The following is a 15,889-nucleotide window of genomic DNA, read 5'->3' as shown; positions in this document are numbered from 1 at the left end:
CGCTGCAGGCTTCTCTTTATGTCGCTATCTGGCTCCACGACCTGGACTCGAACCAGGGACCCAATGATTAACAGTCACTTGCTAGCTGTTAGGCGCACTGGGGCCACGACGAAATGTGGCGCAGAAAATAGGTTAGCTGCATAGCGTGGGTCGCATTAATGCGTCACGCCAGGAAAGTTAGTCGTGTTGGGTGGGCTTGTCAAAGCAGGACGTTTCAATGACCTGTAGGAAAAGGGGTCGCGCGCTGTCAGCTACTGAGTAACCTTTATGCATCACTTAATTTTCTGACTAACGTAGCCGCCATTAGCTTCAACGTTCTGCTCTCTACCTCAAACCCCTCATCTAGAGCACGTATGACCTGCGCCCTGTCAAGGATATGGTCAGCCAAAAAAACTGATTCAATTGACTCGATTGCATGAATGACAACCGACTCATCTTCAGTTTTTAGAAGCGACAGCAAAACGCGCAACGCCTGCTCATCATCCGAGTCTCCGAGAGACTCCGCACACCGACCTCGCCAGACTTCAGACTTTGCCAGAAGAGTAGATTCAAGTTCGTTCCAGCTTGAATTATCAAACTGAGAGACCTTGGAGGTCGCGATATCCATTCCTACATCCGACCAATAATCTTCTGACCCTATTGAATCCAATAACAACTCATAGTCTTTAAACACATTTCGCCTATCAGAATTTGACTCCTCAGGGTCAGACCCCATTTACAGCTTCATTTACTGCTCTCAACCCACCCGAAGCCCCCCATCAAGAGAGGGACTTTCCCAAAGCCAGCACCGGCGGAAAGTATCGTATCCGCCCCTCGGTAACCCAATGGGCCATCGCCTCCTGCCAACCCTGCCGGGATCCCTCAGGGTCTGACCCCGTTTACACTCTCAGCGCCATAACTATACAAACCTTTCTTAGCCATCTAAATAAACGACTGCAGAAAGCACTCACGCGTTGCTGGACAATCAAAAAAACTTCAAATTACTCCACTTCAATATCGCAATCATAAGCCTCTGTTAACGAATAAAAAATCATACAACAATTCATAATTTGAAATCGAAACGCGGAGCACGTCGGGGACAACACCATGCCCCCGCAAGCACCCAGTCCTGGTTCGTAGCAAACCAAACCAGATCATTTACCTCTAGAAGCTCGTCATCCGCCTGCGTTATTCCAGATAATAGAACAGGTAAATCGGCATCAGACGTCAAACTTGGTTTTAACCTCTCCTCCACGCGCATAAGTCATCACAAACGAATTCCAATTTTCACCACGCTTGGTGGCGCACTCTCTCAACTCTTTCACCAAACGATAGATAATTGCTCCATTGTAATCCGTTTCTGCATCCGTCACACGAACCCCTTCTTTCTCGACAGTAAGAACCGTCTCCATATACCCCACACTCACTCTTACCTCATAACAAAAAGAGTCATAGCCATCCACGATACCAGCATCTAGCAACTCAAAAATCTGCTTCACCAACTGTAGGTCTTGAGTAACCACTATATAATCTCCTGAATCTTATGGGCTGCATTTTCAAACATAACTTTTTCGGACTTTCCATTTATCGTATAGGTCACTTCCATGCTGTCAGGGCGTGGCAACCGCGGATCCTCACGATAAAACTTTATCGTCGTCGGCCCTACCTTTTTACTAAATAGGGGTCAGACCCTGAGAGATCCAACTCGCATTCACACACCATCACGAATTTCATAGGCAACCCATTTAGCAGCATCTCCTTCAGCTGTATAAGCCCCACCGATTCCAGTTTGCGCATACTACTTAGTGTTCGGAGATGTCGTGATATCACCGACCGCGTCAACAATCTTCTCTCCTGACCAATCTTTAGGAAAAACGGTGTTCCCTTCCTGGTCTGGCCACATATATCCACCACTGCCTTGATTATCTCCGCACAAAATATCTTGCTTTGCTTCAGGAGAAACAATGTCAACATAGTCCTTTCCAAGTCCTTTTGGACCTACTCAGGAATAATTTTCAACTCACTCCATAGTGGTTTCAGCCCTAAACTTTCCATATATGTCCCATAGTCGAAAAAGGCCCTAACCCCAATGTCTTCGTATAAAAACCATGACGCCTCGCACTCTTGGCATACGAACAAGCAAGTGTCGTTAGCTATGATTTTAGCCTTTACAATATCTCCCTGCTCACACCTTGGACACAACATATAAAACCTCTCTATTTAACAGGATAGGCCGTAATGACCTGATTGGTCCCAGGCCGAACAATAATTTTAATACTCGTTTCTCCCGAAGTACCAATCGCTCGGCCCATCGGGACAACATATGCACCCGGATCATCTACTACAGGACTACCTTTCTTGAGCCATGCTTCATCGACAGCGCCTAAAATCTCTTTTCTGTCCATACTAAAGACGCTATGTGTTGTCTTGGCCGGATTCGGCTCCGCATGCTCTAAAACATGCAAAACTCTGTTTCCTTGAACCGATCCTTGTCCATAGTCTAGACCGGCTGGAGTTGTCCAGGTCCGGGTAGATTTGTCAAACGTTAGCTCTACTGCACCACCTGTTACTTTTGGACCTCCGATAGGCGCTTTCGACGTTGTCATGCCGGAGAGACCGCCGTCAATAGCAAGTCCTATACCAACACCAGCTGCCGTGCTGGCTGCTGCGTTGCCTTGAATTACAGCAGCGCCGCCGCCCTGCATGATATGAAGGTTGTCCAAGTAACCTTTAAGACGAAGTTCCTCTGGAATTTTCAGAACCGAATTCCAGGCTGCCTCAATATCGGTAGCTGCGCAGCTCGGGCAATTCGCCGCCCCCATTGCCCAAAGTGCTGTCTTGGACGCGCCACTAGCCATGCCTTCTAATGCAAAGGCAAAACCTTCCTGGCTGCCGCGACCCTTTGCATCCAAAACTTCACGCATGTAGCGAATGTCAGTGCGATAGGCTAGTGGGTCGACCAACGCGACATTCTTGAGCATCTTATCAAGAGCGGTCCTGTCCTTGAACAACTCCACTAAGCCCACACGCTCATCGTTGTAATCTGCCAGCGAAACCTTGAATAGGCCATCGTTCTTGAACTGCCTCAATTCCGCACGTAGGTAGTTTGCAGCTTTTTCCGTCTTACCCTCGGTCAATATGCTGTCCCAGCCACGATCCACCATGGCAGCTGCGGTACGCAGCAACTCTTTCTGGGCCTGATCTTCGGTCAATCCATTCTGCGCGGCGAACCGTTTTACTCGCTCCTTATCACTGGCAAACTCTATCTCGTCCGGATGCAATTGACGATTATATTGAGTGCTATTTTGGGCGACCCATGAACCCGTTTGCAGGTCCTTCGCATCTCCGCCTCCCGCCGCCGCCGCAATGACACCTATCAATTGCGAATTCATGACTAACAACTTTTCTTTCTGATCGGGCTTCATGTCCTTATATTGCTTGGCCAAAACATCAATCAGGGCCTCGTTCAGTCCCGCCGACAGCGCCCCTGACTTAAAGTCACCGCCCGCGGCCTCCGCTGCCAAACCACCCATGACCGCATGCAAACCGATTTTAGATAGACCGCCCTCGGTCAAATCGAACTTTTTGCCAATATCTCCAACCAAATTGAATCCTGCGGCGGCAAATGTGTTTGCCAAGCTAGTCCGCAATGCGTTGTCAAACTGACTATTCCCCCCAAGTGCCCGGTCCAGCAATGTTGATGTTCCGTTCTGTAGCAACTGGTTAGCCCCGAATCGACCAATCCCCTCCAGGCTCGACAACCCACCTTCGGCCAACACCTTTCCAGCGTTCGGCAACGCGCCTTCTACCGCGGTAGTTGTTCCCGTCATTTTGCCGAACAAGCCTGCAGTCAGTCCTGCAGTGACTCCCGAAACGACATAGTCACGCAGCGCTCCCTTCGCGGTCACATCCTTGAGCACAGCTCCAAGGTTGCCGCCGTTATTAATAAAGCTGATCGTTGCATTACTTGCTGCTCCAGTAGCAATCGCAGTGAGCGCTACGTTAGCCCAACCAGCCGCTACCGTTGATCCCACTGCTGCCCCACCGGCCACTGCTGAAGCAGACGCCGTACCCGCGGCGGCCATCGCGGTACCTGAACCTGCTGTCGCTCCTGCGCCAATCAAACCACTTGCAAGACCTGCAGTGAAGTAAACCACAAGGATCGCGATAACTATCTGCGCACCAGCCCCTAATCCGGAGTGGCTGTATTTGTATGAATCATGCACCTCCTTGACTTGCCGCCAGTCCACATCCCCACGCTTTTCAACCTCCTTCAACCAGGCGAGTTGTGGGTCGGCTTGAACCATTGCATCTATTGACTGGCTGACGGTTTGCTGGTTGACCTGCTTAACATCAATGTGCAATCCATCGACGGCTTTGATAACGATTTCGCCTTGGGCGGTCATCTGGGTCTGCTTGAACGTCTCATCGGTGTTGCCTTTACCGCTCATGCTGTTCCAGGAAAGACTTGATTTACTCTTGGAGTGACTCTCCTGATGCAGGTCTTTCACCCCTTCAAACTCAATCCCACCACCGCTTTGCACAGTCAGGTCCTGATCGCTTTCCAGTTTTGCCGCCTGGTATTTTTGATCACCGCCGCTGATAAGGGCGATGTCGCCACCGGCTTTGACTTCGCTCCCGATATTCACGACTTTTGTCACTTCATCGTGCTGCGTCTGCTTTTTGCTTTTGCTCTTCTTCTTCATGTCATAGAGCGAATAGTCACTATCCTGCGCAGAAAGCAGACTCAGTTTCTCGCCAGCCACCAGATAAGCTTCGTCGCCAGCGGTTATACGGCTGGAGATCAAAGCCATATCATGGCCAGCGGTGAGGCGTACATCCGCGCCTGCGCTAACCAACGATCCAACTTGGCTGACATGGTCTTCTTGGATGGTCCTCTTCTTGCTCTTGCCGAAAGCGTGTTCCTCATTCGCGGCAGAGGCGACAGTCATGTTCTCTTTGGCATTCATGAAGATATCGCGCTTGGCGTTGATTGAGCTGGCGATCGCGTTCAGATCACGCCCCCCGTTCATCACCACGTCTCGCCCTGCACTGACAGAAGAAGTACTTTGAGTCACTGCGCTGGTACGCATACCCATGCCGCTGAAACCGGAATCAAGCGCTTTCGTTGCGACGATGTTGATATCGCGACCGGCGTCAATCAGAGTATCCCCACCACTTTTCAGGGAACTACCACTATTGGTGAAGTCACGTGAAGCTTTGATGGTCAGGTCGTTTGCCGCCTCAATACGCGCAGAATCACCGTAGTAACTGCGATTCCCCTCCCCCATGCCATACCCTGTCAGGCTGCGCTCATTTACCACATCCCCCGTCAACGCCGTCAGCGTTACATCGCGTCCAGCAATCACACCGCCAGACTGGTTAACGATGTTATTTCCCGCCAATAGATCCAGTCGGTTTCCTGCCTCAATCCGACCACTGTTGACAAGGTCATCACCTGCGGCCGCTGAAAGATTGTTACTGGCACGCAAGGTGCCTGCGTTGATGAGGTCCTTACCGGCAATCAAGCTGACGTCCTGGCCAGCAATCAATGCCCCGTTCGACGTCAGGCGCTGGTCGGCATTGGCTAAATAAAGCACCGGTACCAGGACTTTCTCGCCAGCCACCTCATGCTCTTCCAGCCAAACGATGTCATGCGTCAGTGCTGCAACCTGCGCGTCTGTCAACGACACACCCACTGATAGATCCAGGCTTTGCTTGCTGCGGATGGCGTTATCCATCAGGTAGCGGAACAGTGCATCGTCCGAGGTCTGGCCGTCGAGGAAGCGTTGACCGGTCCGAGCGACCACAGCTTGCTGGATCAGCCGCTGTTCATAGAGGCCGTCTCCGAGGCGCTTGGCGCTCTCGTCAGGGTTGTAGCCAAGGCCAGCGAGCAGGTAGTCCGAACTCATGAATTGCTTCAGGTCGGTCAGTGCGGGGTTGGTTTCGATCAGGTATTTATGTGGTTGGGAGGCGACGCTGCTGTTGGGCAAACCTTGGACGCGATGAATGGGTTTCGCTGCGCCAGGTTGAGTGCTGCCTGGTGCCAGCGGGGTCAGTACTGGAATGTTGATAGTGGCGCCGGCATTGGACGCGATGGAGTTATCACGCGCTCCGTTCGTATCACGTGCTGCCGGTGTCAATACAGGCAATTCGAGGTCCGGACGCGAAACCTGCGTGTGTGTCGCATCACCGTGGCTGATTTCAATACCAGTGGTACGGCCGGGCGGCAATGCACCGCTATCGGTATTGCCGGCGACGCTAATCGTACTGGCACTGCCACTGACGGCCCCGGCGTCACGAGCGGTCAGCGCGACTTGATGGACACCTGCTGCTTGCGCGGCATTATTTACCTGGAGGGTACGGCCGGAGACGCCGGGCGTTGATTGCTGGCGCTGCACCAAGCCTACGTTGGCATTGCCCAGCGTCCAGCTCTGCGAGCCAGTGTCGCCACTGCTCACCTGCCCAGTGTTCGCAGCTTGCCCGTTCAAGCGAAACAAGCCGTTTTTGCCGGTGGGCAAGGTGAAGCCTGGCAGGGCCACCGGGTTGACTTGCTGCAGGGCGAGGCCAGGTGGCAGTTCGCGGTTGATCGTAACCATCACCGCCGTGTTGCCGGTGACCTGGGTAGCGCCCACACGGGATGCATTACCGGTGACCGCTACGTTTTGACGTACCACGCTGTTGGTCAGGTTTTGTGTTGCGTTGATACTGACGGTACCGCCGGCTTGAACCACCGCACCCGCCGCAGTTGTGGAACCGATGGTGGTGCTATTGAACGGGCGAGCACTCAGCATTTCCCAGGGCCCGTCCGCAGCACCAATATTTGGATCGACGCTCTCACCCTTTGTTTGGATTCGTAATGTTCCATAAGTCGTGTAAAAACGAACAGCGTCTCGCCCCCCCTCAAAGCCAATACGTTTATAGGACTCAACGCCACTGCTGTTAAAGGTATGAACGGCAGGACTTCTGGAGTTATAGAGCGGGTCGTGAGTCCGGTTGTAGTTCATGACCGTGAGCATGAACTTCGCAATATTGGATGGGTTTAGTGAACCAAAGTCATAAGAGCGCCGAAGGCTGTAGTCACCTACCGATGCTCCTTCGTTGGTGAAATTTTTCAAGGTAAACGAGATGTTATTACCTGCAGTCAACGTCGAGGCTTTATTGATCAGATCCCCTCCGGAAACCAGGAAGTTTCGTCCGGCGGTCATGCTGGAAGCCGCCGAGTCTTCAACAACCTGTGACTTAAAGTTCTCAGCCCACACAAGAAAGCTTGGGCCCGATCCAGCAGTGGAAGTACAGCTGCTGCATTGCACACCGATGTAACTGGAAACGAGGCCGCCAGTAGTCTTGAATACGTCCTTGCGGTTTTCGATGTAGCCAGCGGCCAAGCTCAAATCTCCACCACTCTCTACCGTGGCCGAAATATTGTTGATCGACGTGCTCTGCCCGTTGTTGTCATCCTTGGCAATGCTCACATTCCCCAGGCCGTAAACATCGGCAAACCGGTTGGTGAACGTATCGGTGCGCAGCGCCATGTCGCCGCCGCTGAAAATCAGGCCGTTCTGGTTCAACAGGTTTGGCGTGGTCAGGCGAAGGTTGCCGGTGCTGCCCAGCGTGCCGCTGTTATTGATCGCGCCTGCGGAAATATTCAGGTCCGTAGCCGAGGTGATCCGCCCTTCATTCGCCAGCGTCCCGCCCACAGCGATGCGGCTATTGCCGCCACCGGCGATGCTCGCGAGTTGCCCCACGGTCAATTGTGCGGCCGTGAGGTCTAGCGCCCCTACACTGCTGACTCGACCGCTGCCCTCATAACCACCCGTCAATTGCAGCGCCAGGCTGCCATCACTGGCGATCAGGCCATTGTTGATCCACTGACCGCCCTTGCCTTCCAGGCGTGAAGACGCCAGCAACTGCCCGGTTTCAGTCTGAGTGAAAGTGCCGACATTCACATTGAGGCGTCCTGCCTGGATGACGCTGCTGTTGGTCCAGGTGTCGGCATTCAGGGTCAGGCCGCCACGGGTAACGATGCTGCCACCGGCCCCCGTAACATTGGGCAGGGAGATATCAAAATCGCCCTCGCCGGTGTGCAGGAGTTGGCCGCCGGTGTTCTGGAAGGTCGTGGCTGCCAGGCCCAGGTTGGTGTTGGCGGTTTCGACCACGCCGTTGCGGTTGTCGAACAGGTTGCCGATCTGGAACTGAGTCTTGCCCGAGCGCGCCAAGGCACGTAGCTTGCCGCTCTGATTGACCAGGTCATTAGCCTGTAAAGTCAGTGTCTCCTCGCTTTCGATAATCCCCGAGTGGTTGCTCAATTGCCCACTAACGCCGAGGTCAATGCGCTTGGCGGAGATTTGCCCGAAGCTGTTATCCAACGAGATGCCGCGGGTTTGCAACGCGCCCTTGGCATACACCCCGCCATAGGCGTTAAGCAATTGATTGGCAGTGATAACGGCATCGCCGTCCTGGGCGGCGATGCGACCTTGCTGGTTATCGACGGTAAGCGCTGTCAGGTTCACGCGCTGGCCTTGTACTACCCCGCCTTTGCTTTGCCTAGCGCCATTGAGCAGACTGTCGCTCAATGTGGCATCCACTCCCCCCGCCACGCTGGCCACACTACCGCCCTGGTTGTTAAGGGTGTTGGCCTTGATCACGGTGTCGCCAGTTTGAGCCAGGAGCTTGCCGCCCTGGTTATCGATATCGCCGCTGACGTCGAGGCTCAAACCGCTCTGGCCCTGCACGACGCCGGTAACGTTTGAGAGCCCTGCGGACTTGATTTGCAGGTCGGCTTCCTGACTGTAGATCAGGCCCTTGGCGTCATTTTGCAGGATGCCGGTGGTGGTGATCGCCACACGACCTTTACCGGCGACAGTGCCGAGCTTGCTGTTGTCCAGGCCGCCAGCCAGTAAGGTCAGCAACCCTTGGCTGGCGATCTGGCCGCCCTGGTTGTTGATCTGTATCGCGCGCTGTAGCAACAGCGGACCTGCGCTGGCCAGTTTGCCGTTGGTGTTGGTCAGGGAACCGAGCAGGTTGAGGGTCAAGCGGTCGTTGCCGGCGACGGTGCCGCCGGTGTTGTTGAGGTCTGTGGCGGTGATGGCCAGGGCCTTTTGCGCGCTGACTGTACCGCCCTGGTTGTCCAGCGTGACCGCCTGCAGCTCGAGTTCGGCGCCGCTGTCGATCAGGCCAGCGTTGCCGTTGCTCAACTGGCCGGTGACGGTCAGGCTTTGCCCCGCGCCACTTGAGAGGATACCGCCGCTGTTGTCGAGACTGGCGGCAGTGAGGTCCAGCCGTCCCTGACTGGCCACCGCACCGGCAGCGGTATTGAGCAGAGCGCCGGTAAGACGCACGTCCACCGCGCCGTTGCGACTGGAAAGCGTGCCGTTGTTGCGGTTGTCGAGACTGTCGCCACTAACACTCAATCCCTGCCAGCCGGACAACAATCCATTCTGGTTGAGCAGTGTGCCTGCGTTGACAGAGAGCAATTGGCTGCTGATCAACTTACCGCCGCTGTTATCCAGGCTATTGAGGTTAAGCGTCAGGTTTTGCTGGGTGGAGAGTTCGCCATTCTGGTTATTGATGGCGTGCACACGGTTCAGCGCCAGTGAGCCCTTGGCGGAAATCAGCCCGTTACGGTTATCCAGTTCAGCGCCGTTCAAATCGAGGGTCAAGCCCTGCGCGCCGACGATTTGACCGCCGCCCAGCGTCAAGCCGCTGAGCTTCAAGTCCATCGAGCCCTTGGCGGACACCTCACCGCCGCTGCCAGTGCTGAGGTTGCCTGTCGCAATATCGAGGGAGCCTTGGCTGTTGACCAACCCCATGGCGGTGTTATCCAGCGCCATCGCGTTGAGGATTACGCGGCTACTGCCCAACAGATTGCCGCCTTGGTTATTCAGCAGGCCGTCGCTGGTCAGTTGCAGCTCGCCTCGGCCGGTCAATGTGCCGCCTTGGTTACCAATGGAACCTGCGTGCACATTGAGATTGGTGGCGCCGACCAGGCCCTTGATGTTGGCCATGGCCTGGTTGATTCGCAGTGTCAGGTCCTGGTTGCTCAGCAGCTTGCCGTTGCTGTTATCCAGGCTTTGTGCAGCCAGGGTAAAGGCTTGGTCGCTGGAGATTTCACCGCCCTGGTTATCGACGGTGGTGAGGTTTTTCAGCAGTAGCGGACCACTGGTGTTTATCAACCCGCCACGGTTGTTCAGTTGACCGTTGCCCAGGTCCAGGCTCAACCCGGCCTGGCTGAAGAGCTTGCCGGCCTGCTGATCGAGGCCAGTCACCGTAGCGTTCAGTGCCTTGGCACTACCAATGCTGCCACCGTTGTTTACCTGGCCAGCGACCAGGGTCAAAGTATCGCCGCTGTTAAGGCGACCGGTCTGGTTGTTCAGGGTGCCGGTGGTAACCGAGACCGGACCTTTGCCACTGAGAGTGCCCTGTTGGTTGCCCAGGTTGGCGCTGCGCAACACCAAGCTGGCGTCAGTGACCAGTTCGCCACCCTGGTTGTTCAGGTTATCGCTGACAACCACCTTCAGGCCTTGCGCGCTAGAGAGACTGCCCTTGGTGTTATCGAGGCTGCGTGCCTTGACGTCCAGCGTGCCTTCACTGCTCAGCAGGCCCTGGTTGTTGGTGAGGTCACCTGTCAGGTCCACCACCAAAGGTTGCTGGCTGAGCAACTTGCCACCGCTGTTGTCCAGCGCTGTACCCGTCAGTGTCAGGCGCTGGCCATTCAATTGACCGCGCGCACGGTTGAGTACGTTATCCACCGCCACGCTCAAGCCTGCGGCTGCGAACACCTGTCCGCCGTCGCTGTTGTCCAGACGTTGGCCAGTGATGCTCAGGTCGGCGTTGCTGGTCAGCTCACCGGTACGGTTATCGACGTCGCCCACGTCCAGCTTCAGCGCTTTTGTCGCGCCTACCAGGCCATTGCGATTGTCGAGATTGGCACCCGTAATCGTCAGGGTGTCAGTGCTGATCAACTGACCTTTATGGTTGTCGATGCGATTGGCGTTGACAGTGACCTTGGCCTTACCCGCCATTTCGCCCGCGCGGTTGTCTAGTTTTGCGGCGGTCAGCAGAACAGCACCGTCGCCAATCAGGCTGCCGCGCTGGTTGTCGATCAGGCCGTCAGCGCTGATCTCCAGGCCACCACGGCTGCTGATCAAACCGTCGGTGTTATCCACGCTAGCGCTATGCACATCGAGGCCGACCGCACTGATGCTGCCTTTGGCGTTGGCCAAGGCTTGTTCGATGCGCAGGTTCAGGGCCTGGTTGCTGATCAACTTGCCGTCGCTGTTATCCACGCTGCGTGCCGCGAGGGTGAAGGCGCTCTGACTGGAGATTTCGCCATTGCGGTTGTTCACGTTGCCGAGGTTTTTCAACACCAGCAGCGGTGCGTTGATCACCCCGGCGTTGGCCAGCTCTCCGTGATTCATGTCCAGGTTCATCTGGCTGCTGCTGAACAGTTCGCCGCCGCTTGCCTGGGTCAGGCTTGCAAGGTTTGCATTCAGCACGCCAGTACTGGCGATGCGGCCGCCGTTGTTGAGGTCAGTAGCTTGAATATCGAGGCTGTTGGCACTGATCACACGACCGCCAAGGCTGTTGTTGAATTGCCCGGTAGTCAGGGTGGCAGCGCCCTGGCTTTTCAGCAGGCCTTGCGTGCTGTTATTCAGGCCGGTGCTGGTGAGACTGAGCACCTGCGCAGACTCCACCACACCGCCCACGTTGAGCAGCTCACCGTCACTGGTAAGGGTCAGGTCACCGGCACTGGACAGGCTGCCGCCGCTGTTATCCACCCGCTGTGCGTGCAGTTGCAGGCCGCCTTCGCTGCTGATCTTGCCGCGCATGTTGTCCAGCCCGGCCGACAGTCGCACCGCCAGCGAGCGTTGACCGGCCAGCGTGCCTTCGGTGTTGTCCAGGCTCGCAGCATTGAGGTGTACATCCTGGGCGAACACCAGGCCCTTGGCCCGGTTGATCACCTCAACCATTGCCAGTTCCAGCGCGGTGCCGGCCAATACCTTGCCGTCGCTGTTGTCCAGGCGCTGGCCGCTGATCTCGGTCTTGAGCTGGCCGGAGATTTCCCCTACGCGGTTATCCACGCGGTCGACATTGAGTTTCAGCGCTTTTGTCGCGCCTACCAGCCCGCCGTTGCGGTTATCCAAGTCATTGCCGCTGAGGCTCAGGTTGCCCTGGGCGACGAGTTCGCCACCCTGCTGGTTCAGCACGCCGACCGTAGCGTCGAGATCAGCCTGGCTGGCGATACGGCCCTTGGTGTTGTCCGCGACGTCCAGTGTCAGACGTAACGGCCCAACGGCATTGACCAGACCGCCGTTGTTATTCAGGGATTGCCCGGTAAGGGTTTGTGCCTGCCTGCTGCTCAGCACACCACCGCGGTTGTCGAAGCTGCCCGCCTGAAGGGTCATATCGCCCTTGGACAACATGCGGCCCTTGGCCTGATTGTCCACAAGCCCCTCCACCTGCACCGTGACGCTGCCATCGCTGACCAGGCTGCCGGACTGACTGTTGTCAAGACTGGACGCAGTCACCAGCAGACGCTGACCGGCGCCGAGCGTACCGCCTTGGTTAACCAACGCGGCTCGGGTCGTCAGGGAAAGACTGACGTCACTCAAGACCTGCCCACTGCGGTTATTCAGCGTCATGGCGTCAATCACGCTGGTGCCAGCACTCGACACTTCGCCGTCGGCATTCAGCCATTCACCGGCCACAGCCAGGGTCAGGTCTTTTGAACTGTTGAGCACGCCTTGCGTATTGTCCAACCGCGCTGCCTGAGCACTAATCCCGGCTGCAGCGATCACGCCCTTGATATTGACCAGAGCCTGGTCAATGGTGAGGGTCAGGGCTTGATCGCTGAGCAGTTTGCCTTCGCTGTTGTCCAGGCTTTGTGCAGCCAGGGAGAATGCGTGTTCGCTGGAGATTTCGCCTTGCTGGTTGGCGACCGTGGAAAGGTTTTTGAGTACCAACGCACCGGGGGTGTTGATCAGGCCAGCGGCGTTGTGGAGTGCGCCATGGTTCATGTCCAGAGTCAGGCTCGCCTCACTGCGCAGAGCGCCCTGCTGATTCAACAGTGGACCATTGAGTACTATGTTCAGGTTGCGTTTGGCGTAGACGCTGCCCTTGAGCTGGTTGTTCAGACGGTCGAGGTTCAGTTGAATATCGCCGTTGGCGAGTACCTTGCCACCGGCACTGTTATCCAGCTGACTGCCGTTGAGCATAATGTCCGTGACGCTGGACACTTCACCGGCACGGTTGTCGAGGCTGTCGCCCCCCAAAGTCATGGTTTTGCCGGAGTTGATCAAACCGCTGCGGTTATCGAGTTGGCCGAGGGAAAGCGCCAGCTCACTCTTGCCGGTGACGCGGCCTTTGTTCTGGTTATCGAGACTGGCGGCCGTCAACTGCAACAGGCCGGCGGAAGCAAACAGCCCGGCCTGGTTGACCAACTGACCGGAGATCAACGCCTTCAGGGTGCCGTCACTGGTGAACATGCCACCGGTGTTGTCGAAGCTGGCAGCACTCAGGTCCGATGCCTGCCCGGCGACCATACGCCCGTTGCGGTTGCTGATCAGGCCTGTGTGATCAAGGGTCAGGCGCTTGTCGCCCTGGATCAAACCCTTACCGTTATCCAGTGATACACCGGTCAGTAAGGTGTTAGCGCCGAGGATCTCGCCCTGGCGATTGACCAGGCTTGTGGTGACACGTGCAGTCAGGTCATCGCGTGCACTGAGTTTGCCTTCGGTGTTGTTCAGGCTATTGGCTTGCAGGTCCAACCCGGTCGCGGCGACCAGGCCCTTGGCGTTGTCCAGCGCTTGAGCAATACGTACCAGCAACCCTTGCTCACTGAGCAATTTGCCGCTGCGGTTGTCGAGGCTGTCAGCCGTGAAACCCAGTGCCTGGGCACTGGAGATTTCGCCGCCTCGGTTATCCACACTGGTCAGGTTATTGAGTAGCAACGCACCTGGTGCATGGATCAAACCGCCCTGGTTGTTCAGGTGGCCGCCATTCAGGTCGAGGCTGACGTCACCGCCTGCGAAAATCCGACCGTCGTCGTGCTGGTCCAGGCCGCTGACGCTGGCATTAAGCGTCTGGCCGCTGGTGATACGGCCGCCTTGACTGTTGTCGACCTCACCGGCTTTAAAATCCAGGCTGACGTTACCGCGCATAGTGCCGTGCTGATTGTTCACCGGCCCAGTCAACTGCAGGTTGAGATGGTTGGCGAAGATCGTGCCATGACGATTATCGAGGCTGGCCAGTTTCACGCGCGCGTCACCTTTGGCGGCGAACAAACCGGTCTGGTTGAGCAGTTGACCCGCGATCACCGTGGTCAGCGCGTCGTCACTGATTAGCTTGCCAGCGGTGTTGTCGAGCGTGTTGCTGACAACATCAAGGCGCTTACCCGCAGCGATGTTTCCGCGAAGGTTGCCGATAGCGCTGCCCTTGATCGACAGCGCGTTATCACCCTGAATCTGACCATCATCGTTAGCCAGAGAGCCCACGGCCAACGTGGCGTCAGTCGCCAGCAGTTGACCCTTTTGATTTAGCAGTTGGCCGGCGGTGACCTCAAGACTTCCTGCGCTAAGGATCCGGCCCTGGTTCTGGTTGTCCAGAGTCGACGCGTTCAGTTGCGCATCGCGCTGAGCGCTCAACGTGCCACCCTGGTTGGCCAGGTTGCCCGTGTTGATGGTCAAGTCACGGCTGGCAATCACCGTCTTGCCGCTGTTGTCGATGCTTTGTGCTTTTAAGCGCACATCGCCTTGGGCATTGCGGCTGTTATCCGCATTGACGCCCGCTTCGATGATTCCGTTGTTGGTCAACCGCCCAGCAGCGTCCAGTGTGATGCTGTCCTTGGCCGCCAGGGTTTGCTGATTGGTCAGTGCGCCTTGGGTGGTCACCGACAAGTCAGTACCGGCATACACGGCGCCCTTGGCCTCTACGCTGGCTGCTTTGACCGCCACTGCCGTACCGGCCGAGGTCTGGCCCATGACCACATTGCCCGCCGCATCAATCTGGATATCACCACCGGCGACCATGTCCCCGGACAGTTTCACCCCTACGCCGGCCTCGGTCCCCACCAACCTGACCGCCCCCACATACATGCCGCCCAGCGCCGACGAGTCAATCGCCAGGTCCGGCGCCTTGCTGCCGTCCGCTGCACGCGCCTTGGCGTTCAACGTGCGCGCGTCCACATCGTTGCGCCCTGCCACGATGGTCAGTTTCTTCGCTTGGATCTGCGCGTTGATGGTGGTGGCACGGGTGATGATTTCGAACTGGTCGACGTTGCTAGCATTCAGGCCGGCGCCGTCAATAGCAACGCTGCCCTGGTCGACTTGGTAGCGAGTGATCTGGCCGTTTTCGATTACGGCCTTGCCGGTGGTCAGCGTAGCCTGTGGGGTGTTGATGAAGCCACAACCGTTGCAGGTGACACCGTACGGGTTGGCTACGATCACGTGGGCCGATTGCCCCGCCACTTCCGTGTAGCCACGCAACTGGCTGGGGCTGCCGCCGTTGACCTCGTTGAGGATCACGCTGGCGGCCATACCGTTGAGGTTCTGGTTGCCGAGGATGATCCCGCCCAACTGGGTCGACTGGGTCCGACCGGTCGCGTTGTTGAGGATCACGCCCTGCTGGCCAACGTTGTAATCCTGGAATTTGTTATGCGACAGCCCGTTGCCATTCGGCGCGGCAATATTGACGATCGGTACGCCATTGCCCGCTTGCCCGAGTGTGGTACCCGGCCCGCTCACTGCGATGCCATCCGCTTGAGCCAGCAGCGGCTGCCAGAACATGGCGTTAGCCAGCACCAACGCCAACCCGCGCTTGGGCAAGCCCAGGAAGGTAGAACGGCTTTTTACGGCCGCAGACGGTTGGCGCGCGAGGAAGGCGAACTGGCGAACATCCATGTCGTATCTCG

Annotated in this window: 3 protein-coding genes and 1 tRNA gene; all 4 read right to left on the bottom strand. The window is 56.6% G+C overall.

The window, feature by feature from the left end; translation table 11 throughout:
- Nucleotides 1-29 precede the first annotated feature (29 nt).
- Nucleotides 30-102 (bottom strand) — tRNA-Asn (locus NL123_RS09475).
- Nucleotides 103-265: 163 nt separating this feature from the next.
- Nucleotides 266-607, bottom strand: coding sequence for a HEAT repeat domain-containing protein (locus NL123_RS09470; protein WP_494357630.1), 342 nt, complete (start codon nucleotides 605-607; stop codon nucleotides 266-268).
- A 592-nt stretch (nucleotides 608-1,199) separates the two neighbouring features.
- A complete protein-coding gene (locus tag NL123_RS09465) occupies nucleotides 1,200-1,502 on the bottom strand; it encodes a hypothetical protein (RefSeq protein WP_231808523.1) in 303 nt (100 codons plus the stop codon).
- 693 nt (nucleotides 1,503-2,195) lie between these two features.
- Nucleotides 2,196-15,878, bottom strand: coding sequence for a two-partner secretion domain-containing protein (locus tag NL123_RS09460; protein ID WP_494357629.1), 13,683 nt, complete (start codon nucleotides 15,876-15,878; stop codon nucleotides 2,196-2,198).
- Nucleotides 15,879-15,889: the final 11 nt, after the last annotated feature.

It is taken from the genome of Pseudomonas sp. FBCC-B1565, assembly GCF_059133265.1.
Note: the sequence above shows the minus strand (reverse complement) of the source record. Positions and strands in the feature narration are given on the sequence as shown.

Bases quoted from the DNA above. Each gene is read 5' to 3' on its own strand.
- NL123_RS09470 (WP_494357630.1), bottom strand. From the start codon at position 607: ATGGATATCGCGACCTCCAAGGTCTCTCAGTTTGATAATTCAAGCTGG.
- NL123_RS09460 (WP_494357629.1), bottom strand. From the start codon at position 15,878: ATGGATGTTCGCCAGTTCGCCTTCCTCGCGCGCCAACCGTCTGCGGCC.